This is a genomic window from Nesterenkonia sp. CL21, from assembly GCF_031705515.1.
Lineage (GTDB): Bacteria > Actinomycetota > Actinomycetes > Actinomycetales > Micrococcaceae > Nesterenkonia > Nesterenkonia aethiopica.
Genome location: NZ_JAUTWR010000009.1, coordinates 36,252 through 57,203, shown reverse-complemented (window position 1 = coordinate 57,203; position 20,952 = coordinate 36,252). Strand labels below are relative to the sequence as shown.

The window sequence follows — 20,952 nt, the reverse complement described above, 5'->3', positions numbered from 1 at the left end:
TCAGGCTCCTGTGGCGGTGGTGGTGTGGATGCCGCATTCGACCTTGCCGCTGCCGGCCCAGCGTCCGGAGCGGGGGTCCTCCCCCGGGGCGACCTTCTGGGTGCAGGGTCGGCACCCGATGGACGGATAGCCGTTCTGCAGCAGCAGGTTGACCGGGAGGTCATGGCGGTTCGAGTGGTCGACCAGGTCGTCGAAGGTCCAGGGGGCGACCGGGTTGACCTTGATGAGTCCGTGGAGCTCGTCGAAGGTGACCAGCGGCGTGTCCACGCGGGTGGGCGCCTCATCCCGGCGCACTCCGGTGAACCAGAGCTTGTAGCCGCTCAGCGCCTCCCCGAGAGGCTCCATCTTGCGCATCCGGCAGCAGGCGGCCGGGTCCCTGCCGAACAGGTCCTTGCCGTACTCGGCGTCCTGCTCCGCCACGGTCAGCTTCGGAGTGACGTCGACGACGGTGACGTCGAGACGACGGGCGACCTCATCTCGGGCGGCCAGCGTCTCGGTGAAGTGATAGCCGGTCTCCAGGAACAGCACGTCCACACCGGGCAGCTGCTCCGCGACCAGCGCCGGCAGGACGGCATCGGCCATGGAGCAGGCGACGGCGACGTCGGCGGTGTCCACATGCCGTGCCGCCCAGCCGATCACCTCCTCGGCGGGGGCGTCCCAGCCGAGCTCCTCGGCGCCGGCGGCGGCCAGGGCGCGCAGCTCCTGGGTGAGGGCGATGTCGGTCGCGGCGCTCATACCAGCTCGACCTCTCTCTTCTGCAGCTCGGAATCGTCCACCCGGTGGCTCCACTGGGCGAAGGTCTCTCCCGTCTGTCGGCCGTCCAGGTACCGGCGGACCAGCAGCTCCACGTAGTCCACGAGCTCCTCCGCCGTGACCTTCAGCCCTCGCACAGTCCGGCCGAGACCGGCCTCATCGCGGTCCACGAAGGTGAGCCCGCCGCCCAGGTGGACCTGGAAGCCGGGGGTCTTCTCCCCGTCGGCGTCGGGCAGCAGCTGCCCCTTCAGCCCGATGTCCGCGGTCTGGATGCGGGCGCAGGAGTTGGGGCAGCCGTTGATGTGCAGGGTGAGCCGCTCCGGCATCTGCTCGGCGACGTCGGCCAGCCGCTCCTCCAAGGCATCGATGGTCCGGGCCGCCGTGGTCTTGGTCTCCACGATGGCCAGCTTGCAGAATTCGATGCCGGTGCACGCGATGGTGGAGCGCCGGAAGACGCTGGGCCGGGGATCCAGCCCCAGCTCGGCCAAGGCGGCACAGACCGTCTCGACGTCGTCTTCGGCGATGTCGAGGACCACGAGCTTCTGGTGCGGCGTGGTGCGCAGACGGTGGGAGCCGTGACGCTCCAGCAGGTCCGCCAGCTCGATCAGCAGCGTCCCGGAGACCCGACCCACGGTGGGGGTGACGCCGATGTAGCACCGGCCGTCCTTCTGCCGGTGCACGCCGACGTGGTCCCCGGGAGTGTCCGGGGCGGACGGGGCCGGCCCGTCGGTGAGCGTACGGCCCAGGTACTCGTCCTCGATGACCTGGCGGAACCTCTCCGGCCCCCATTCGGCCAGCAGGAACTTCAGCCGGGCCTTGTTGCGCAGGCGACGGAACCCGTAGTCGCGGAAGGTCTGGGTGACGGCATGCCAGACCTCGGCGGCCTCCTCCTGGCGGACGAAGACTCCCAGTCGCTCGGCCAGCCGGGCGTTGGTGGAGAGCCCGCCGCCGACCCACAGGTCGTAGCCGGGGCCATGCTCCGGGTGCACGACGCCCACCAGGGCGAAGTCGTTGATCTCGTGGACCACGTCCTGGCTGGGGTGTCCGGTGATCGCCGACTTGTACTTCCGCGGCAGGTTCGCGAGCTCGGGATCGCCGATGTAGAGCCGAGCGATCTCCTGGATGACAGGGGTGGGGTCGATGATCTCATCGGCGGCGATGCCGGCCACCGGGGAGCCCAGGATCACTCGGGGGGTGTCTCCGCAGGCCTCGGTGGTGCCCAGGCCGACCGCTTCGAGGCGGCGCCAGATCTCCGGGACGTCCTCCACGGCCACCCAGTGCAGCTGGATGTTCTGCCGGTCGGTCACATCGGCGGTGTCCCGGGCGAAGTCTCGGGAGATCTCCCCGATGACACGCAGCTGCTCGGTGGTGAGGGCGCCGCCGTCGATGCGGACCCGCAGCATGAAGAACTTGTCGTCCACCTCTTCGGGCGGCAGCGAGTTGTGGGCCCCGGCCGGCACGCCGGGGCGACGCTGGGTGTAGAGGCCCCACCAGCGAAAGCGGCCGCGGAGGTCGTCCGGGTCGATCGAGTCGAAGCCCTGCTTCGAGTAGATCGTCTCGATGCGCTCCCGGACGTTCAGCCCGTTGTCGGCCTGCTTGAACTCTTCATTGTGGTTCAGCGGCTCGGTGCCGTCGACCTTCCACTGCCCGTTCGGGCGCTTCTTCGGCCGGCGGGCGGACACGGCGGACACGTCAGTGCTCATGCTCCTCCATCGCTCCTGGCGTTAGCACCCGGCTCTCCCGGGTTGCTGCGGCGTCGTCGAGCCAGATCTCTCAGCCGCTCTGGATGGTTGCTGGTGTGAGCACCACGCTACTGGACGCCAGACGGAAAACGAAGATTCCACGTCATATGTCGTCATCTATGTTCATGTGTTCATATGAGTTGCGCGACGGGGTGAGACCTCCCGCAGACACGCGCCATCGACTCCCCGGCGAGGCCGGGCCCTGCTCCGCGGCTCAGGCCTCGTCGAGGCCCTTCTCCGCCAGCCAGTCGGCGGCGACGTCGGCGGCCGACGCCTGGTCGTCCACACTGACGGCGTTGAGCCCGTTGAGCTCCTCCTGCGTCAGTTCGGCCGTGACCTCCTCGATGAGCGCCGCGGCGTCGTCCCCCACAGAGTCGGAGACCAGCGGGAGGATGTTCTGCGGCAGCACCAGATCCTCCGGGTCCTCCAGCATGACGAGGCCGTTCTCCTCGATGGCTGGATCGGCGGAATAGATGTCGGCCACCTGAACGTCCCCGTCGAGCAGCGCCTGCACGGTCAGCGGCCCACCGGAGTCCTCCACCGGGACCAGGGTGACCTCCACCCCGTAGACCTCCTGCAGACCCTCAGGGCCGTAGGGACGAGTCTCAAACTCCGAGTTCGCCGCGATCCGCAGATCCTCATCCACGTTCGCAAGGTCACCGACGCTGCGCAGCTGATGCTCCTGTGCGAACTCCGCGGTCACCACGAAGCTGTCCTGATCGGTGGCCTCCGCCGGCTCCAGGGCGCTGATCCCCTCCGGGAGGCTCTGCTCCAGTCCGGCGAGGATCTCCTCCAGGTCGGAGGCCTCAGCCTCCGCGTCCACGTACTGCAGCAGGTTCCCGGCATATTCGGGGAACACGTCGATGTCCCCGGCCTCCAGCTCCGGCATGTAGACCTCGCGCTGGCCGATGTCGAACTGCCGGTCCACCTCGTGGCCGCCCGCCTCGAGCCGCTGGGCGTAGAGCTCCGCGATGATGGTGTTCGAGTAGTACTGCTGGGAGCCGACCACCAGCGCGCCGCCCTCGGCGCCGGCGTCGTCGTCTCCCCCGTCAGCCAAGGGATCCTCGGCCCCGCAGGCGCTGAGAGCCAGCGCGGCGAGTCCCAGCAGGGCGGCGGAGACGAGGGCAGGACGGCCGAGACGGCCGGGGGCGGGGCTCGAGCAGGACACGGGGACCATCCTCTCCTGGAGCTCAGTGGATCCCGGGGATCCTCCTGAGAATCCGTAGGGCTGCGATGAACAGGGCGTCGACGAGGATCGCCACGGCGATGACCACGAAGGACGCTCCCAGCATCATGGCATAGTCATGGTTGCGCAGGCCCAGGAACAGCGGCCGCCCCAGTCCCCCGGCCCCCACGTAGGCGGCCAGGGTGGCGGTGGCGATGACCTGCAGGGTTGCCAGACGCACCCCGCCCAGGATCAGCCGCAGCCCCAGCGGCACCTCCACGGTCACCAGCACCTGCCACGGGCTGAGCCCCTGGGCGCGCGCGGCGTCGACCACGCGGCGGTCCACCGCCTCCACCCCCGAATAGGCGCCGGCGATGATCGAGGGCACCGCCAGGACCACGAAGGCGATCATCGGGGCCTTCAGCCCGATCCCCACCGCGAGGCCGGCCAAGGTGATGATCCCCAGGGTCGGCAGAGCACGGGCGGCCCCGGTGGAGAGCACGGCCAGCGCCCGGCCCCGCCCGGTGTGGCCGATGACCAGCCCGGCAGGAAGGGCGATCGCCGTGGACAGCACCAGCGCCAGCAGGGTGTACCAGAGGTGCTCGGCCGTGCGGACTCCGAGACCGCCCGGACCCGCCCAGGACTCGGCGCTGAGGACCCACTGCAGCGCCTCCATCAGATGGGTCATGAGCCGGCCCGCCTCGCCTGGGTACGCTGCCAGGGCATCGCCAGCCGGCCCAGGCCCACCAGCAGCAGGTCCACGACGACGGCGAGCAGCACGGTCATGATGATGCCGGCGGCGATGGACGGCACGATGCCACGCTGGAACCCGTCGGTGAACAGGGAGCCGAGGCTCGCCACACCCAGGACCGCGGAGACGCTGACCAGACTGATGGTGCTCACGGAGACCACCCGCAGCCCCGCCAGCAGCGCAGGCCCGGCCAGAGGCAGCTCCACTGTGAGGAAGGCGCCCCAGCGGGACTGCCCGACCGCGACCGCGGCCAGCCGGACGTCCTGGGAGACCGCGCCGAAGGCATCCGCGGCGGAACGGACCATCAGCGCCAGACCGAACAGCGTGAGCGCGACGATCACATTGAGAGCGTCCCGCACCCCGGTCCCGATGAGGATCGGCAGGACGATGAACAGCGGCAGCGACGGAATCGCATAGAGCAGACCCACCGAGCCCAGGAGAGGCTCACGCAGGCGTCCGAGCCGATCGGCGACACGCCCCAGCGGAAGGGCCAGCAGGAACGCCGCCGCGACGGCGGGAAGGCTGAGCAGCAGATGGTCGACCGTCAGGCTCAGGATGCGCGGCAGGTTCGCCAGGGCCCAGTCCATCAGCAACCTTCTGGCGACGGGGCCGCAGGCTCCGTGCCGTCCTCTCCCTCGATCAGCCCGACCGGTCTCCCGGTGTCGTCGACGACCGTCCAGCCGCCGCCGACCCGCGGGGAGGCATGCAGCCGCCGCCGTCCGTCCTGCAGCCCCAGGAATCGGGAGACGAAGGCGTCGGCGGGCTCCTCCACCAGCTCCCGGGGCGTGCCGATCTGGGCCACCTCCCCGCCGCTGCGCAGCACGACGATCTGATCCCCCAGGGCGAGTGCCTCGTCGATGTCATGGGTGACGAAGATGATGGTCTTGCGCAGCTGAACCTGCAGGCGACCCAACTGGGACTGCAGCTCCACCCGGATCAGCGGGTCCACCGCGCCGAAGGGCTCGTCCATGAGCAGGATGTTGGGGTCGTCGGCCAGGGCGCGCGCCACGCCGACCCGCTGCTGCTGCCCTCCGGAGAGCTGGGCCGGGTATCGACGTGCCAGCTCGGGGGCCAGGTCCACCAACTCCATCAGGTCACGAGCCCGCTCCTGCGCGGCACCCCGGGAGACACCATTGAGACGCGGAACGGTGGCGATGTTGTCCACCACCCGGCGGTGCGGCATGAGCCCGGAGTGCTGCATGACATAGCCGATGCTGCGCCTCAGCTGCACCGGCGGTCGCGAGGACACCGTCTCCCCATCGATGCGGACCTCACCTGAGGTCGGCTCCACCATCCGATTGACCATTCGCAGCAGGGTGGTCTTGCCGCATCCGGAGGACCCCAGCAGCACCGTGGTGGTGTGGGAGGGGACCGTCAGGCTGAAGTCCCGGACCGCCGTCGTGCCGTCCGGGTAGGTCTTGGTGACATGGTCGAACTCGATCATGACGCAGCACCCTCACGCTGGCCCTCGATGTCAGCCGACGCAGCAGACGGAGGATCCGCCCGGTGGACCTCGGCGTGGTCGCCCAGACGCCGGGCCATGACGTCGACCGCCTGCGGTGAGGAGTCGATGCAGACGAACCGGCGGCCGGTCTCCGCAGCGGCGGCCCCCAGCGTGCCCGAGCCCGCAAAGAAGTCCAGCACCCAGTCGCCCGGTCGGGAGGAGGCCTGCACCATGCGGCGTACGAGCCCCACGGGCTTCTGCGTGGGATAGCCGGTCTTCTCCCGACCCGTGGGCGAGACGATGGTGTGCCACCAGACGTCGGTGGGCAGCTTGCCCCGGGCGGCCTTCTCCGGGGTCACCAGGCCCGGAGCCATGTACGGTTCGCGATCGACCTCGGCGGAGTCGAAGTGGTAGCGCTGAGGATCCTTGACATAGACCAGGATCGTCTCGTGCTTGGTCGGCCAGCGCTTCTTCGTCCGGGCACCATAGTCATAGGCCCAGACGATCTCATTGAGGAAGCAGTCGCGGCCGAAGATCGCATCGCACATGACCTTCGCGTAGTGCACCTCGCGATAGTCCAGGTGCAGGTACAGGGTCCCGGTGTCATCCAGCAGACGCCAGGCTTCGAGCAGTCGAGGCTCCAGAAAGTCCCAGTAGTCCGGGAAGGAGTCGTCGTAGGCGGCCAGCAGCTCACGGAAGGTGTCGTAGCTGCGACCGGCGAACCCCACCCGTCCGCCGCCGTCGTGCCGCCGGACGGAGGTCGTGCGGACCGACCGCTGGGCCCGCCCCGTGTTGAAGGGCGGGTCCAGGTAGATCATCGCGAAGGCCCCGTCGGGGAGCCGCCGCAGGTGCTCGAGGTTCTCGCCCTCGAGCACGAGCGACGGACCGTCCACGGCGAAGGTCGTCATCTCCAGGTCCGCACCGGCCCGCGGGAGCTCAGTCCGCGGAGCCTGCCGTCGAGCCGGAGCCCGACCCGGAGCGGCGGCGACGACGACGGCGACGCTGGCCGCCCGAGCCGCCCTCCGACGAAGCGGCACCGCCGGAGCTCTGCTGGCTCTCCTGGCGCTGCTGGTCCTGCCCGCCCGCGGAGTCCGATCGGCGACGCGACCGGGACCGACCGCCCCGAGAGCCGCCCTCGCCCCGCGAACCGCCCTCGCCCCGAGAGCCGGAGCGGGAGCCGCGACCCTCGCGGGAGCCACCCCGCTCCTTCTTCGCCGAGGGACCTCCGAGGTCCTCGAGACGCTCGTCGCCCAGGCCCGTCTTCGATCGCTTGTGCCGCGGCAGCCGCCCCTTGGTCCCCTTCGGGATGTCGAGGTCGGTGAACAGGTGCGGCGAGGAGGAGTAGGTCTCCACCGGCTCGTCGATGCCGAGGTCCAGCGCGCGGTTGATCAGCTTCCAGCGCGGGACGTCCTCCCAGTCCACGAAGGTCACCGCGGTGCCCTTCTGCCCGGCGCGGCCGGTCCGACCGATCCGGTGGAGGTAGGTCTTCTCGTCGTCGGGAGCGTTGAGGTTGATGACATGGGTGACGTCGGTGACGTCGATGCCGCGGGCGGCGACATCGGTGGCGACGAGCACGTCGATCTTCTCGTTGCGGAACGCCCGCAGCGCCTGCTCCCGCGCACCCTGGCCCAGGTCCCCGTGGATGGCGCCGGCTGCGAAGCCGCGGGCGATGAGCTCGGTGGAGAGCTTGTCGGCCTGCCGCTTGGTGCGGGTGAAGATGATCGTGCGTCCTCGGCCCTCGGCCTGCAGGATGCGGGCCACGACCTCGTCCTTGTCCAGGTGGTGGGCCCGGTAGACGACCTGACGGATGTCCTTCTTGGTGACCCCCTCGTCGGCGGGGTCGGCGGCGCTGATGTGCGTCGGCTTGGTCATGTAGCGCCGCGCCATGGCGACGACCGGACCCGGCATGGTCGCCGAGAACAGCATCGTCTGGCGCACGGCCGGCAGCGCGCCGAGGATCGTCTCCACGTCGGGCAGGAAGCCCAGGTCGAGCATCTCGTCGGCCTCGTCCAGGACCACGATGTTGACGCTCTTCAGCTTCAGGTGGCGCTGCCGGTGCAGGTCGATGAGCCGCCCGGGGGTGCCGACGACGATCTCGACGCCGCGCTGCAGCTCCTCGATCTGCGGCTCATAGGCCCGTCCGCCGTAGATGGTGGCGACCCGCACGCCGCGCTTGGCGCCGGCGACCTTGATGTCTTCGGCCACCTGGACGGCGAGCTCACGGGTGGGGGCGACCACCAGCGCCTGCGGGGCGCCCGGGGAGGGCATCTCGTCGAAGCCGGGGTCGTGGGGCGCAGTCACGCGCTGGATTGCGGGTATGCCGAAGCCGAGGGTCTTGCCCGTTCCGGTCTTGGCCTGCCCGATGATGTCATAGCCGCCCAGGGCGATCGGCAGCGTCTCCGCCTGGATGGGGAACGGTGTGATGATCCCCTTCTCAGCGAGCGCCTCGACGATCTCGGGGCGGACGTTGAAGTCGGCGAAGGTCACCGTGGGCTCGGCGGTCTCGCCGCCGTCGACCTGCACGGTGCCTTCGGCCGATTCAGCTGTCTGTTCAGTCATAGATTCTTTCATTCGGCGACTGCGGCGAAGCCGACAGTCTGCTTGGTGTCGGAGCCGATCTCCACATACCCGATGCTGGCGACCGGCACCACGATCTTCTTCTCACGGCGGTCGGTGAGGGTCAGCAGCGGCTTGGCGTTCTCCACCGCGTCAGCCACCGTCTTCTCGACGTCCTCCGCTGAGGCGTCGGTCTCGATGACGATCTCGCGGGAGACGTTCTGGACTCCGATACGAACTTCCATGCCACTCCTTCGGCTCGGCGCGATCTGTGCCGCTCCGATACTACCTACTGTGCCGGCGTGCCGGCGTCGGGCTCCTTGGGGAAGCCCGAGATTCCGCGCCAAGCCAAACGGGACGTCAGCTGCGAGGAGACGTCCAGGTCCGGACGCTCCGAGAGCCGGCTCCAGTGACGGGCCGCCGAGGTGATCATGCCGATGAGCCCGTGCCCCAGCAGGGTGGCCTCCGCCATGGGCTGGCCCGTGTCGTCCGCGATGACCTCCGCGATGGCGGCGGCCACATTGTCATGGAAGCGTTCCATGCGGGTCTCGACGGCCTCATCGTTGTCCATCCCGGAGGTGAACAGCAGCCGATAGGCCTCGTCCTCCCGCGAGATGAACTCGTAGAAGGCCGTCATGGTGGCCGAGACGCGCTCCTTGTTGTCCTCGGTGGACCCCAGCGCCTCCGTGATCATCCGCTCCAGCTGCGCCAGGTGCGTGTCCAGCAGGTCCAGGAAGAGCTCGTGCTTGCCCGGGAAGTGCTGATAGAGCACCGGCTTGGAGACCTGGGCGACGTCGGCGATGTCATCCATCGACGCCGCGTGGTACCCCTTGGCCACGAAGACCTGCAGCGCACAGTCCAGCAGCTGGCGTCGACGCTGCTCGCGCGGCATCCGCTTGGCGCGCTGCGGAGTGCTCGGCTCGGAGGTGGTCGCGTCCTGTGTCATGGACACCCAGTGTACGGAACCGCGCCCTCCCCGCGTGACACCTGTGCCCGTCGACGCGGACGCGCCGCCCGCCCGGCGACGGCGCCGAGCTGAGGGCCGGGACTCACACGCCGGGAAGGCGTCCGTACGCCGGAGAGCCGGTGGCCAGGTCCAGCAGTTCCGCGACCGTGTCCAGGTCGGTGGTGTTCTCTCCGATGAGGTTCGGTTTTCCCGCGCCGTGATAGTCCGAGGAGCCGGTGGTCAGCAGGTCGTGCCGCCGCGCCAGGTCCAGCAGGATGCGTCGGCCGTCGGGCGGATTGTCCCGGTGCCAGACCTCCACGCCGGCCAGTCCGACCTCGATCATCTCCTCCAGCTGATCCATCGACACCGTCCGCCCCCGCGTCGAGGCCATCGAGTGGGCGATCACCGGGACTCCCCCGGCCTCCCGGACCAGCCGGATCGCCGTGGTCGGGTGCATGTTCTCCTGGCTGACGTAGTACGGGGATCCGCGGAACAGGAGCCGATCGAAGGCCTCCTGCCGGTCGGCCACCGCACCGATGGCCACGAGAGCGTCCGCCAGATGAGGCCGCCCCACCGTGGCGCCGTCGGCGACCTGCTCCAGCACATCATCCCAGCTCAAGGGGAAGTCGACGCTGAGGCGCTCGGCCATGCGTTGGGCCCGCGTCACCCGTCCGGTCCGGGCGTCGCGGATGGCCCGGGCGAGGCCTTCGTGGTGCGGATCGTGCAGATAGCTGAGCATGTGGACGCTGATGCGATCATCAGTCAGCGTGGTGATCTCCATGCCGGGGATCAACAGGATCCCGTGCTCCTGGGCGGCACGCATCGCCTCGGCCCAGCCGACCGTGGTGTCATGGTCGGTCAGCGCCAGCCCGTCGAGGCCTGCCCGCGCCGCGGTGGCCACGACGTCTGCCGGGGACTGTGTGCCGTCAGAGCAGTACGAATGCGTGTGGAGGTCGACGCCCATGGACTCACTGTATCCGCCACAGAGGGTCAGCGGCCTCGACCACGGTGGGAGCGGCCGCCGTTAAGTGGAACACTGGTGTCCATGCTCAGTTCGCAGAATCATGCTTCTTCCACTCGGGCGCCCGGCGAGGCGCCGTCGACGACGGCGGACGAGTCCGCCGACCAGCCGCTCGAGGACCGGGGCTCCAACCGGTCCCAGCGCCCCACCTCCGACGCGTTCCGCGAGTTCATGGCGTCCTCCTGGGCGCCGGCCGAGGACGTCCGCCACGACCGTGACGCCGTGGCCGATCACGCGGCACAGCGCCGACGTCGGGTCTCCGAAGCCTTCGCCGGGGAACGGCTGGTCCTTCCGGCGGGACCGCTGAAGGTCCGCTCCAACGACACCGACTACCGCTTCCGCCCGCATTCGGCCTTCGCCCACCTCACCGGGCTGGGGGTCGACCACGAGCCGGATGCGGTCCTGGTGTTCGAACCCGTGGACGAGGGTGCCGGCGACGACGGCGGCCACCACGAGTGCACGCTGTACTTCAAGCCCATGGCCGGCCGGGACTCCGAGGAGTTCTACGCCGACGCCCGCCACGGCGAGTTCTGGATCGGCCCGCGCCCGGGGCTCGACGAGTTCCGCCAGCGCCTGGGCCTGCGCACCGCCGACCTCTCCGAACTGGAGGTGGCCGTGACCAAGAACGCCGGCGCCGTGGAGATCGGCGGCACCCGGATCCGGCTGCTGCGGGAGGTGGACCTCAACGTCGACGCCCTGGTGGACACCTCCCGCATCAACACCGGCGTGGACCTGGAGGCCTCCGACTCGCTGGACGCCGAGCTGGCCGAGCACCTCTCCGCACTGCGGCTGGTCAAGGACGACTGGGAGGTGGAGCAGCTGCGCACTTCGGTGGCCTCCACGATCGCCGGCTTCCACGACGTCGTCGCCGCACTGCCCCGCGCGGTGGGCCACAGCCGCGGCGAGCGCGTGGTGGAGGGGGCGTTCTTCGCCCGGGCCCGCCTGGAGGGCAACGACCTCGGCTATGACACGATCGCGGCCTCCGGCAACAACGCGACCGTGCTGCACTGGATCCGCAACACCGGCGAGGTGCGCGAGGGCGACCTTCTGCTGCTGGACGCCGGCGTGGAGGCCGACTCCCTCTACACCGCAGACATCACCCGCACCCTGCCGGTGAGCGGCAGCTTCAGCGAGGTGCAGCGGCGGGTCTACGAGGCCGTGCTGGCCGCCGCCGACGCCGCCTTCGAGGTGGTCCGGCCGGGCATCCGCTTCCGCGAGATCCACCAGACCGCCGTGCGCGTGCTCGCCGAGCACCTGGACTCCTGGGGACTGCTGCCGGTGAGTCTCGAGGAGGCCCTGTCCGAGGAGGGTCAGCACCACCGCCGGTGGATGCCGCACGGCACCTCCCACCATCTGGGACTGGACGTGCACGACTGCGCCCAGGCCAAGCGGGAGCTCTACCTGGACGGCGTCCTCGAAGAGGGCATGGTGTTCACCATCGAGCCCGGCCTGTACTTCAAGGCCGAGGACCTCGCGGTGCCCGAGGAGTACCGCGGCATCGGGGTACGGATCGAGGACGACGTGCTGGTCACCGCCGACGGTGCCGAGAACCTCTCGGCCGCGCTCCCCCGGACCGCCGAGGACGTGGAGGCGTGGATGCGCGGGATCTGGGAGCGCTGAGGCCCGCCCTCCGGCGGACACCGGCGGCGGACCCCCCCCCCGGCCCCTGTCACGGGAACGGAGCCCCGGGTGCCATGATGAATCGGCACCCGGGGCTCTTCTTCGCCCGGGACCGTCTACGCAGGGGCGGTGTCGGCGCGGTCCGACATGGCCCGTCCGACCGATCCGGGCTGCCTGACTGATCCGGGGGTCATTCTCCGGCACGCACCGCGGCACTGACGCGCGTCACCCAGGGCCCGAGTCGCCGGAAAGTGACTCATCGATCGAGGACACGAGCTCGCCATGGCTGTTCAGACGCCGTCGGCCGGTCCTATCCTGACGGCACGGACCAGACAGGTCCCGTCGACTTCCCTAGGAGGCTCCCATGAGCATCATCGGCTGGCTCGTCCTCGGTCTCATCGCGGGTGCCATCGCTCGTGCCATCCTGCCCGGCAAGCAGCCCGGAGGGTGGATCGCCGCACTCATCACCGGTGTGCTGGGCGCACTGGTCGGCGGATTCATCGCCTCCGCCATCTTCGGCGTCAACGTCAACGATGCCTTCTTCGACCTCGGCACCTGGCTGTTCGCCATCGGCGGCGGCGTGATCGTGGCGTTCCTCTGGCAGGCCATCACCGGGCGGCGCGGCGCTGAGGCCTGAGGCACTGTCCGCCGATCACTGACGGTCTGACTCCTGGGGCCGGCCCTCCTGTGCCCCGTCAGCTGCAGGGCGGTCGTCGCCCAGCTGCGCCTGCGCAGCCTGGTCCTGCGCCGGCTGCTCCTGCGCCGGCTGCTCCTGCACGGGCTGCTGGTCCACACGGACGCCGAACCGGGGCCTGCCGTCAGGAAGGTCGTCGTAGCCCGCGCGAGGCTGCGCCGCCGAGGCGCCGCCCTGCTGAGCAGGATCGCTGGTGCCCTCCGGAGCACCCGCGGCCGGGGACGCGACGTCGACACCCGCCGACGGCTGCTGGCTCACCGGCTGCTGGTTCGGCGACTGCTGGTTCGGCGACTGCTGGTTCGGTGCCAAGGGCTGGGATGTGGGGTCGTCATAGGCTGTCACGCCGCGCACTCCCGCGCCGGGGACGAGCTGCCGCGCCCGGTGGGCCACGGAGAAGTCACAGACGACGTCGAAGGTGGTCGCCACCAGCTGCGACGACGAGGCGAAGTCCCGCCGCCCCTTGCGGATCGCGTAGCTGATCACCCCGACGATCATCCAGATCGCCATGCCCAGCAGGACCGCCAGCAGCAGGTCCGGAAGACCGGACTCCGGGCTGAACAGTACGATGAGCAGTCCGATGAACGCCCCGAACATGGCGCCCTGCGCCGCACCGGCGCCGGCCACCCGCGGATAGGACAGCCGGGTGCGGATGTGCTCGACGGTCCGCAGGTCGTTGCCCACGATGGAGAGCGCCTTGATGTCGAAGCCGTCGGCGGCGGCCAGGTGGTCCACCACCTTCTGGGCATCCTCATAGGACCGGTAACGGCCCAGGAGCTCACCGCGGGGCAGCCCGCTGTTCTGGGGGGATGTCATCGGAGCATTGGTCGCCATGCCACCATTCTGCCCCGTCCCGGACGCGGTCGGTCCTCGTCCGGCTGTGAGTTCGCACAGGGCGCACCTGTGCGGCGCTCAGCGCCCCAGCTGGTGGACGAGCCCGCGCGGGAGGTCATGCGGACCCCACAGCCGTCCCGGATCCCTCACTCCGCGGACGCGCTGCGGCGGATCGTCGGCAAACCACCAGCCGGGCGGTCTCGGCACGGCGTCGGCAGGGAAGTCCGCCGCCGCGGCCACATGGACGGTGATCTGGTCCACCAGTTGGACCATCGTGGCCAGGCATGCCCGCGCGGCACCGGCCTGGATCGTGGTCGTGCGCTCCGTGGCCGCATCCGAGAGGGGCACCAGGTGGTCGTCGTGGGCCATCTGCTGCGGCAGGCAATGGTGGGCGATCCCGTTGCGCGTGGTGCGCCACCGCCGCAGCTCCTCATCCAGGTCACCGGGCGAACCGTCGGCACCCAGAGCACCCGTGACAAGCCTCGGGCCCTGCGGTGACCGACCTCGCCACCCGGAGAAGACCTTCACCCGCAGCTCCTCCGGCAGCCTCGACCGTGTCAGACCCGCCAGGATCGCGCGCCAGCCATCGTCGCCCTCCGCTGCGAACACCGATCGGCCGTGCGGGGTCCGCGCAGTGCCGGGCCCGTGCCACTGCCGGCCCCGGCCCAGGTGGTGCAGATCCACGAGCTGACGTTCCAGCGCGGAGAAGGCCAGCAGGACGATCATGGGGTTGAGCACGCGGCGAGGCTGATCTCCGCGGACCTCACGCTCATTGTGGATCAGCACCAGGTCCACCGCCTCGGAGAGGCGCTCGATCGCCGAGCGGCAGGACTCTTCGAAGGCCTGCTCCTGGTCACCGCGCAACGGATGCGCCCTGCTCTCCTCCATAGTCGCCCAGTATGCCCGCCCCGAGCCGCCGGGACCATGGGCGCGCCTGACGCGACCCGGCCCGCGCCCCTAGACTGGGCGGGTGTCTGATTCCCCCGTCATCGAGCGCATCCGCACCCGACTGTCCGAGGTCCTGGACCCGGAGATCCGGCTGCCGATCACCCAGCTGGGCATGGTCGGCGACATCTCCGTGGACGGCGAAGGTGCCGCGCGGATCCACATCAAGCTGACCATCGAGGGCTGCCCGATGCGCAGCCGCATCGTGGACGACGTCACCGCCGCCGCGGTGCGCGCCGAGGGTGTGACCACGGCCTCCGTCGAGCTGGACGTGATGACCCCGCAGGAGCGCGCCGAGCTCAAGGAGCAGCTGCGCGGCGGCGAGTCCGGACGCATCAACCGGTTCGCCCAACCGGAGAGCCTCACCCGGGTCTACGCGGTGGCGTCGGGCAAAGGCGGGGTCGGCAAGTCCACGGTGACGGTGAACCTGGCCTGCGCCCTGGCCGCCCAGGGTCTGAAGGTCGGGCTGATCGACGCCGACATCCACGGCTTCTCGGTGCCGGACCTGATGGGCATCACGGACAGGCCCACCCGCCTGGACGAGATGATCCTGCCACCGGTGGCGCACGGGGTGAAGACCATCTCCATCGGCATGTTCCTGGACGGCAACCAGGCGGTGGCCTGGCGGGGCCCCATGCTCCACCGCGCCGTGGAGCAGTTCCTCACCGACGTGCACTTCGGCGACCTGGACGTCCTGCTGCTGGACCTCCCGCCGGGCACCGGGGACATCGCGATCTCTGTGGCGCAGCTGCTGCCCGGCTCCGAGCTGCTGGTGGTGACCACCCCGCAGGCCGCCGCCTCCTCCATCGCCGAGCGGGCGGGGGCGCTCAGCACCCAGACCGAGCAGAAGGTCGCCGGCGTCGTGGAGAACATGGGACCCATGACGCTGCCGGACGGCAGCACCCTGGACCTGTTCGGCAGCGGCGGCGGGCAGATCGTCGCCGACCGGCTCTCCGACCAGCTGGGGCGAGAGATTCCGCTGCTGGGCAGCGTCCCCCTGGACACGGGCCTGCGCCAGGCCGGCGACGACGGCGCCCCCGCCGTCCTCTCCGCACCCGACTCCCCCGCCGGCACGGCGCTGCGCAGCATCGCCTCCGCGCTCGCCCAGCGGCCCCGGAGCCTGACGGAACGTCGACTGCCATTCGGCCCGGCCTGAGCCGCCGCCTCCTTCCGCGCCGACAGCGTCGGCTCGTCATCCCTGCTCCGGTGACCCCTCTCGCCTAGGATGGTGCTGTGCATCACAGGACGTCGTGCTGCGCACCTGCACCAGCACCGTAGATCCACGAGGGAGAACACCATGACCCGCACCTATCCTCGAGCCCGGACGGCCGGCGCCGTCCTGGCGGCCTCCGCCCTGCTGCTCACCGCCTGCGGCGACGACGGCGACTCCGCGGCCGAGGGCGGCGAGGACGTCGGCAGCCAGGACGCCGACTTCCTGACGATCGCCACCGGAGGCTCCTCCGGGGTGTACTACCAGATCGGCGCCACGATGGCGGACCTGCTCGGGGACGAGCTCGGCGCCGACACCTCTGTGCAGGCCACCGGCGCCTCGGCGGAGAACATCAACCTGCTCACCGACGGCAACGCCGAGATCGCCTTCACCATGGGGGATGCCACCGTGCAGGCCCTCGAGGGCACCGGTCCGTTCGAGGACGACCCCCGCGATGGTCTGCTCGCGATCATGACGATGTACCCGAACACCGTGCAGCTCATCGCGCGGGACGGCGCGGGCATCGAGTCGGTGGAGGACCTCGCCGGCGCCAATGTGGCCGTCGGTGACGTCGGCTCGGGCGTGGAGCTGAACGCGCAGATGGTCCTGGGCGCCTACGACATGTCCTATGACGACATCAACGAGGACTACCTGTCCTACGCGGAGGCCACCGACCAGATGGCCAACGGACACATCGACGCCCTCTTCGCCACCTCGGGTCTGCCGAACCCGTCGCTGACCGAGCTCGCCACCAACACGGACTTCATCACCGTCCCGATCGACGGGGAAGGCCGGGAGAACCTGCTCAGCGAGTACGAGTTCTTCGGCGAGAGCGTCATCCCGGCGGGCACCTACCAGGACGAGGAGGACGTGGAGACCGTCAGCGTCACCAACCACCTGCTGGCGTCCTCGGAGCTGAGCGAGGAGGCGGTCTACGACATCACCGCCGCCCTGTTCGACAACATCGACCGCATCCACGCCTCCCACGCCGAGGCGGAGAACATCACGCTCGAGACCGCCACCGACGGCCTGGTCGTCCCGCTGCACCCCGGAGCCGCCCAGTACTTCGAGGAGCAGGGTGTGGACACCGGCGCCGAGGACGCGGAGGACGGCGACGCTGATGACGCTGACGACGCAGCTGAGGACGACGCTGAGGACGAGGGCGACGACGAGTGACCTCGGCTCGGCGCGAGGAGCTCGGTCCGCACCGGGCTCCGTCCGCGCCCCGGCCATGACTCGACGGCGGCTGCTCACCGGAGTCGGTGGGGCGGCCGCCGTCGTCATCGCCGCACCGAGCGTGCTGGCGGCGCTGACCGCCTGCGGCTCGGAGCGTCGGCTCATCTGCCGTCACCAGCGCACGCAGGAGGTCTACGCCTCCTGGCCGGTGGAGACCGGAGCGGTCGTCACCCACTCCTGGGTCCATTCCATCGAGCGCTCCCGGTGGACCGACAGCTATCGCGTCGAGGCCGACGGGCTGCTGCTGGTGCGCACCGAGTTCCAGGAGTACGGCGCCGGCATGCCCCTGGACGAAGGCGTGGTCACCCTGGAGGACGGCAGGGTGGTCATCACCGAGATCGACCGCCCCTTCGAGGCGATCCGCTGGATCCACTCGCACCGGGTGGACTACCGCATCGGCATCGAGGAGGACACCGACCTCCTCGACCCCCTGCAGCTTCCCGACAATGAACCCGTAGAACTGAGGCCAGCATGATCAGGGAGAAGAAGACCTCCGACGACGGCGCGACAGGCCCGGAGCGTCCACCGGGCGGTGTCCGGCACGACTCCTCCGCCGACGCGACAGAGCTGCCGATCAGCGCGGACGGCACCCTGGAGGTCATCCCCGACTCGGAGGAGGAGCGCCGCGCCCGCGAGCAGGAGGCCGCGGAGGCCGCCGCGAAGTACGACGCCGAGTCCCGAGTCCGACAGATCCGCTGGCGTCCCCTGGCGCTGCTGATCAGCGCGGTGGCGATCTTCACCGCCGTCTACCACCTCTACACGGCCTACTTCGGCGCGCCGCCCACCTTGATCCACCGGTCGCTGCACGTCAGCCTGATCCTGTTCCTGGTCTTCATGCTCTACCCGCCCTCCCGGAAGGCCCAGGCCGCGTGGTGGCGGATCCCGGATGCCGCCCTGGCGCTGCTCTCGCTGGTGCCCGCCTGGTACATGTGGAGCAACTACGAGCAGATCGTGCTCCAGGCAGGACGGTTCACCACCAGTGACATCGTGGTGGCCACCCTGCTGGTGGTGCTGGTGCTGGAGGCCGCCCGCCGCGTGACCGGCTGGGCACTGCCCATCCTGGCGCTGCTGTTCGTGCTCTTCGGACTCTACGGGCGCGAGCTGCCCGGACTCCTGCGGCACCGCGGCTACGACTGGAACACCCTGGCCGACCAGTTCTACACCACCACCGAGGGGATCTTCGGCACCGCCATCGGCGTCTCCTCGACCTACATCTTCCTCTTCATCCTCTTCGGCGCCTTCCTGGCGAAGTCCGGGATGAGCCAGATGTTCAACGACCTCGCGCTGGCGATCGCCGGACAGGGCCGTGGCGGCCCCGCGAAGGTCGCCACCCTGGCCTCCGGGTTCATGGGCTCGATCAACGGCTCGGCCATCGCCAACGTGGTCTCCACCGGGGCGTTCACCATCCCGCTGATGAAGAAGATCGGCTACAGCCGCAACTTCGCCGGGGCTGTGGAGTCCAGCGCCTCCGTCGGCGGCCAGGTGCTCCCACCGATCATGGGTGCGGCGGCCTTCATCATGGCCGAGACCATCGGCGTCCCCTACACCACCGTGGCCCTGGCGGCCATCGTCCCGGCCCTGCTGTACTACGTCAGCCTGATCGCACAGATCCACCTGCGGGCCACCCGGATGGGGCTGCAGGGCATCGCCAAGGAGAACCTGCCGGATGTGCTGGGCGTCCTCAAGGACCGCGGCCACCTGCTGATCCCGCTGGCGTTCCTGCTCTACATGCTGTTCTTCTCCGGGCGCACCATCCTGTACTCGGCGTTCCTGACCATCCTGGTGACCATCGCCGTGGCCATGCTGCGGCGCACCAGCCGGATGAGTCTGCGGGACGTCCTCCAGGCGTTGGAGGACGGCACCCGGTCGGCCCTCGGCGTCGCGGTGGCCTGCGCCTCGGTGGGCGTGATCGTAGGCGTGGTGACGATCTCCGGATTCGGGGTGACGCTGGCCTCGGCGATCGTGCAGCTCTCCGGCGGGGTGCTGTTCTGGACGTTGGTGATGACGATGCTGGCCTGCCTGGTCCTCGGCATGGGACTGCCCTCGATCCCGGCCTACATCGTCACCGCCACCATGGCAGCCCCTGCGCTGACGACGCTCGGGGTGGAGCCCCTGGTGGCCCACCTGTTCGTCTTCTACTTCGGCCTGTTCGCGAACATCACCCCACCGGTGGCGCTGGCGGCCTTCGCCGCCTCGGGCATCAGCGGGGGCAAGCCCATGGCCACCGGCGGGGCGGCCTTCAAGCTGGCCTCTGCCGGCTTCGTGATCCCCTACATGTTCGTCTACAACCCGGACCTGCTGCTGCGCGACGTCGACCTGCTCACCGGAGTGACGGTGGTCGCCTCCGCCCTGGTGGCGGTGCTGCTGCTGGGTGTCGCGCTGGAGGGCCACTTCATGGTGGTCATGGCCTGGTATCTGCGCCTCGTGCTGGCCGTCGGCGCGGTGATGATGCTCTCCGCCGACGTCCTCTACGACGTGATCGGCGTGGCCCTGGTGATCGCCGTGCTGGGGGTGCAGCTGCTCAGGGCCCGCAGCGCCGGCAAGCTGAGCCTGAAGGCCATCTGATCCGTCCGGCGCTCAGCCGGAGCGGCGACGACGCCGGGCGGCGAGGGCGGCCAGCAGGTCCTCCTCCGCCCGGGGCCCGGGCGTCACCCCGCCGGGCAGGCGGAGCATGAAGGTGATGCCCAGCAGCCACCACAGCCCGAACATGATCCAGGGCTGGGGCTCCAGGAACGCCGGCATGCCCGGCAGGTAGAGGATCAGCATCAGCGCGGAGGACGCGACGGCGGCCACGCCGACGGCCGTCCCTGCGGCCTGCGAGCCGCTGCCGACCTTCATGGGCCGAGGCATGTCCGGCTCGCGGCGGCGCAGCACCAGGAACACCAGGGCGACCAGCAGGTAGGTGATCACGATGCTCGGCGACCCGGAGTCCACCAGCCAGACGAGCATCACCTCACCGAAGAACGGGGCGATCACCGAGATCCCGCCGATGAACAGCAGCGCGTTGACCGGGGTGCCGTTGCGGCGGTGCAGCACGGCGAACCATGCAGGCAGCATGCCCGAGTTCGCCATGGCCCAGATGAGCCGGGAGGCGCCGATGAGGAACGCGTTCCAGGAGGTCAGCAGACCCGCGAGGCCTCCGGCCACCACCAGGTTCCCCCAGAACTGGGAGCCCATGAGCACCGCCATGGCGTCGGCGGTCGCGAGATCGAAATCGCCCATCTCAGTGGCCGGCAGCGCCACCGAGGTGGTCAGCACGATCAGGATGTAGAACGCGGCCGCGGCGAGCACCGAGACGACCACCAGGCGGCCGATCTTCCGGGCCGGAAGGTTGACCTCCTCCGCGGACTGCGGGATGACGTCGAAGCCGACGAAGAGGAAGGGCACCATCACCAGCACGGCGATGATGCCGGCCCCGCCCCCGGTGAACAGAGGCTCCGCATGGGAGGGCTCCCCGCCGAAGATCGCGGCGGCCAGCATGACCACGGCCACCACCACCACGAAGATGATCACCGAGGTCTGGAAGAGGCTGGCCGGCTTGATGCCGCGGATGTTCAGCCAGGTCAGCAGCACCGCGGTGCCGGATCCGATGAGCGCCCAGGTCAGGTGCACCTGGGAATCGGCGATCGTCCACAGCGGGATCTGATGCACCTGCGGGAAGATGTAGGCCACCGTACGAGGGATGGCCACCGCCTCGAAGGCGACGACGGTGATGTAGCCACCCACGATGCCCCAGGAGCCGAGCAGCGCCAACCGCGGGTCGAAGCCTCGCAGCAGGTAGTTGTGCTCCCCGCCGGCCAGGGGCATCGCCGAGACCAGCTCGGAATAGACCAGCCCGACCAGTGCCATGATGATCGCGCCGATGACGAAGGCGGTCACAGCGCCGAACGTGCCGGCGCTGTTCAGCCAGTCTCCGGTCAGCACGATCCAGCCGAAGCCGATCATCGCACCGAATCCGAGGAAGAACGTCTCCAGACTTCCCAGGGACTTGATGAATCGTCGTTCCGTCGTCGCCTCACCCATGTGGTCCTCCCGGCC

General features: G+C 69.8%; 20 protein-coding genes and 1 riboswitch. Of the genes, 6 read left to right on the top strand and 14 right to left on the bottom strand.

The features are described from left to right. From Q7C18_RS12830 to Q7C18_RS12780, 11 genes are all read right to left on the bottom strand, one after another. Entirely contained in the window at positions 1-735 is a 735-nt protein-coding gene (locus Q7C18_RS12830; RefSeq protein WP_311025714.1) for a phosphoadenylyl-sulfate reductase, read from the bottom strand. Next, a complete protein-coding gene (locus Q7C18_RS12825; protein WP_070160751.1) occupies positions 732-2,456 on the bottom strand; it encodes a nitrite/sulfite reductase in 1,725 nt (574 codons plus the stop codon). The genes Q7C18_RS12830 and Q7C18_RS12825 overlap by 4 nt, the downstream gene beginning before the upstream one ends. A 3-nt stretch (positions 2,457-2,459) precedes the next feature. Then, positions 2,460-2,546: riboswitch (SAM riboswitch) on the bottom strand. Positions 2,547-2,709: 163 nt separating this feature from the next. Next, positions 2,710-3,672 carry an ABC transporter substrate-binding protein gene (locus Q7C18_RS12820; RefSeq protein WP_070160753.1) on the bottom strand — a complete coding sequence of 321 codons (963 nt, stop codon included), beginning with the start codon at positions 3,670-3,672 and terminating at the stop codon, positions 2,710-2,712. A gap of 13 nt (positions 3,673-3,685) precedes the next feature. Beyond that, on the bottom strand, positions 3,686-4,348 hold the full coding sequence (locus tag Q7C18_RS12815) for an ABC transporter permease (protein WP_311025712.1): 663 nt from the start codon (positions 4,346-4,348) through the stop codon (positions 3,686-3,688). Further along, a complete protein-coding gene (locus tag Q7C18_RS12810) occupies positions 4,345-4,998 on the bottom strand; it encodes an ABC transporter permease subunit (RefSeq protein WP_311025711.1) in 654 nt (217 codons plus the stop codon). Before Q7C18_RS12810 ends, Q7C18_RS12815 begins: the two co-directional genes overlap by 4 nt. Beyond that, positions 4,998-5,855: an ATP-binding cassette domain-containing protein gene (locus Q7C18_RS12805; RefSeq protein ID WP_311025710.1), complete on the bottom strand. Its 858-nt coding sequence runs from the start codon at positions 5,853-5,855 to the stop codon at positions 4,998-5,000. Before Q7C18_RS12805 ends, Q7C18_RS12810 begins: the two co-directional genes overlap by 1 nt. Then, positions 5,852-6,763, bottom strand: a complete 912-nt coding sequence (locus tag Q7C18_RS12800; protein ID WP_070160776.1) for a site-specific DNA-methyltransferase — start codon at positions 6,761-6,763, stop codon at positions 5,852-5,854. The genes Q7C18_RS12805 and Q7C18_RS12800 overlap by 4 nt, the downstream gene beginning before the upstream one ends. A 28-nt stretch (positions 6,764-6,791) precedes the next feature. Next, on the bottom strand, positions 6,792-8,414 hold the full coding sequence (locus tag Q7C18_RS12795) for a DEAD/DEAH box helicase (protein WP_311025709.1): 1,623 nt from the start codon (positions 8,412-8,414) through the stop codon (positions 6,792-6,794). An 8-nt stretch (positions 8,415-8,422) separates the two neighbouring features. Further along, positions 8,423-8,656 (bottom strand): DUF3107 domain-containing protein, encoded by a 234-nt coding sequence (locus Q7C18_RS12790; protein ID WP_070160761.1) that lies wholly within the window; start codon positions 8,654-8,656, stop codon positions 8,423-8,425. Between the two features lie 44 nt (positions 8,657-8,700). Beyond that, positions 8,701-9,357 carry a TetR/AcrR family transcriptional regulator gene (locus tag Q7C18_RS12785; RefSeq protein ID WP_070160779.1) on the bottom strand — a complete coding sequence of 219 codons (657 nt, stop codon included), beginning with the start codon at positions 9,355-9,357 and terminating at the stop codon, positions 8,701-8,703. A gap of 103 nt (positions 9,358-9,460) precedes the next feature. Then, complete coding sequence (locus tag Q7C18_RS12780) at positions 9,461-10,321, bottom strand: PHP domain-containing protein (protein WP_311025708.1); 861 nt, start codon at positions 10,319-10,321, stop codon at positions 9,461-9,463. Between the two features lie 81 nt (positions 10,322-10,402). On the opposite strand from Q7C18_RS12780, the gene Q7C18_RS12775 reads away from it, so the two are divergent. Then, positions 10,403-11,998 (top strand): aminopeptidase P family protein, encoded by a 1,596-nt coding sequence (locus tag Q7C18_RS12775; RefSeq protein ID WP_085437702.1) that lies wholly within the window; start codon positions 10,403-10,405, stop codon positions 11,996-11,998. Between the two features lie 364 nt (positions 11,999-12,362). Then, entirely contained in the window at positions 12,363-12,635 is a 273-nt protein-coding gene (locus Q7C18_RS12770; protein ID WP_311025707.1) for a GlsB/YeaQ/YmgE family stress response membrane protein, read from the top strand. A gap of 15 nt (positions 12,636-12,650) precedes the next feature. On the opposite strand, the gene Q7C18_RS12765 is transcribed toward Q7C18_RS12770, so the two are convergent. Further along, complete coding sequence (locus tag Q7C18_RS12765; RefSeq protein WP_311025706.1) at positions 12,651-13,505, bottom strand: general stress protein; 855 nt, start codon at positions 13,503-13,505, stop codon at positions 12,651-12,653. Between the two features lie 96 nt (positions 13,506-13,601). Continuing rightward, a complete protein-coding gene (locus Q7C18_RS12760; protein ID WP_311025705.1) occupies positions 13,602-14,411 on the bottom strand; it encodes a hypothetical protein in 810 nt (269 codons plus the stop codon). A gap of 82 nt (positions 14,412-14,493) precedes the next feature. Here Q7C18_RS12760 and Q7C18_RS12755 point away from each other — a divergent pair, with 82 nt between their 5' ends. From Q7C18_RS12755 to Q7C18_RS12740, 4 genes are all read left to right on the top strand, one after another. Next, a complete protein-coding gene (locus tag Q7C18_RS12755) occupies positions 14,494-15,624 on the top strand; it encodes a P-loop NTPase (RefSeq protein WP_311025704.1) in 1,131 nt (376 codons plus the stop codon). A gap of 141 nt (positions 15,625-15,765) precedes the next feature. Next, positions 15,766-16,854 (top strand): TAXI family TRAP transporter solute-binding subunit, encoded by a 1,089-nt coding sequence (locus Q7C18_RS12750; protein WP_311025703.1) that lies wholly within the window; start codon positions 15,766-15,768, stop codon positions 16,852-16,854. After that, positions 16,799-17,389, top strand: coding sequence for a DUF1850 domain-containing protein (locus tag Q7C18_RS12745; RefSeq protein ID WP_311025702.1), 591 nt, complete (start codon positions 16,799-16,801; stop codon positions 17,387-17,389). Before Q7C18_RS12750 ends, Q7C18_RS12745 begins: the two co-directional genes overlap by 56 nt. Continuing rightward, the gene (locus tag Q7C18_RS12740; protein ID WP_311025701.1) at positions 17,386-19,479 is read left to right on the top strand and encodes a TRAP transporter permease; all 2,094 of its coding nucleotides are present in this window, start codon (positions 17,386-17,388) and stop codon (positions 19,477-19,479) included. Before Q7C18_RS12745 ends, Q7C18_RS12740 begins: the two co-directional genes overlap by 4 nt. A 12-nt stretch (positions 19,480-19,491) precedes the next feature. Here Q7C18_RS12740 and Q7C18_RS12735 read toward each other — a convergent pair whose 3' ends face one another. Further along, entirely contained in the window at positions 19,492-20,937 is a 1,446-nt protein-coding gene (locus Q7C18_RS12735) for an APC family permease (RefSeq protein WP_311025700.1), read from the bottom strand. Positions 20,938-20,952 lie beyond the last annotated feature (15 nt).

What these genes read in the sequence shown, in the direction of transcription:
- Q7C18_RS12765 (WP_311025706.1), bottom strand. Translation starts at nt 13,505, where the DNA reads ATGACATCCCCCCAGAACAGCGGGCTGCCCCGCGGTGAGCTCCTGGGC.
- Q7C18_RS12735 (WP_311025700.1), bottom strand. Translation starts at nt 20,937, where the DNA reads ATGGGTGAGGCGACGACGGAACGACGATTCATCAAGTCCCTGGGAAGT.
- Q7C18_RS12740 (WP_311025701.1), top strand. Translation starts at nt 17,386, where the DNA reads ATGATCAGGGAGAAGAAGACCTCCGACGACGGCGCGACAGGCCCGGAG.
- Q7C18_RS12800 (WP_070160776.1), bottom strand. Translation starts at nt 6,763, where the DNA reads ATGACGACCTTCGCCGTGGACGGTCCGTCGCTCGTGCTCGAGGGCGAG.
- Q7C18_RS12770 (WP_311025707.1), top strand. Translation starts at nt 12,363, where the DNA reads ATGAGCATCATCGGCTGGCTCGTCCTCGGTCTCATCGCGGGTGCCATC.
- Q7C18_RS12805 (WP_311025710.1), bottom strand. Translation starts at nt 5,855, where the DNA reads ATGATCGAGTTCGACCATGTCACCAAGACCTACCCGGACGGCACGACG.
- Q7C18_RS12820 (WP_070160753.1), bottom strand. Translation starts at nt 3,672, where the DNA reads ATGGTCCCCGTGTCCTGCTCGAGCCCCGCCCCCGGCCGTCTCGGCCGT.
- Q7C18_RS12815 (WP_311025712.1), bottom strand. Translation starts at nt 4,348, where the DNA reads ATGACCCATCTGATGGAGGCGCTGCAGTGGGTCCTCAGCGCCGAGTCC.
- Q7C18_RS12830 (WP_311025714.1), bottom strand. Translation starts at nt 735, where the DNA reads ATGAGCGCCGCGACCGACATCGCCCTCACCCAGGAGCTGCGCGCCCTG.
- Q7C18_RS12795 (WP_311025709.1), bottom strand. Translation starts at nt 8,414, where the DNA reads ATGACTGAACAGACAGCTGAATCGGCCGAAGGCACCGTGCAGGTCGAC.
- Q7C18_RS12825 (WP_070160751.1), bottom strand. Translation starts at nt 2,456, where the DNA reads ATGAGCACTGACGTGTCCGCCGTGTCCGCCCGCCGGCCGAAGAAGCGC.
- Q7C18_RS12750 (WP_311025703.1), top strand. Translation starts at nt 15,766, where the DNA reads ATGACCCGCACCTATCCTCGAGCCCGGACGGCCGGCGCCGTCCTGGCG.
- Q7C18_RS12775 (WP_085437702.1), top strand. Translation starts at nt 10,403, where the DNA reads ATGCTCAGTTCGCAGAATCATGCTTCTTCCACTCGGGCGCCCGGCGAG.
- Q7C18_RS12745 (WP_311025702.1), top strand. Translation starts at nt 16,799, where the DNA reads ATGACGCTGACGACGCAGCTGAGGACGACGCTGAGGACGAGGGCGACG.
- Q7C18_RS12810 (WP_311025711.1), bottom strand. Translation starts at nt 4,998, where the DNA reads ATGGACTGGGCCCTGGCGAACCTGCCGCGCATCCTGAGCCTGACGGTC.
- Q7C18_RS12780 (WP_311025708.1), bottom strand. Translation starts at nt 10,321, where the DNA reads ATGGGCGTCGACCTCCACACGCATTCGTACTGCTCTGACGGCACACAG.
- Q7C18_RS12760 (WP_311025705.1), bottom strand. Translation starts at nt 14,411, where the DNA reads ATGGAGGAGAGCAGGGCGCATCCGTTGCGCGGTGACCAGGAGCAGGCC.
- Q7C18_RS12785 (WP_070160779.1), bottom strand. Translation starts at nt 9,357, where the DNA reads ATGACACAGGACGCGACCACCTCCGAGCCGAGCACTCCGCAGCGCGCC.
- Q7C18_RS12790 (WP_070160761.1), bottom strand. Translation starts at nt 8,656, where the DNA reads ATGGAAGTTCGTATCGGAGTCCAGAACGTCTCCCGCGAGATCGTCATC.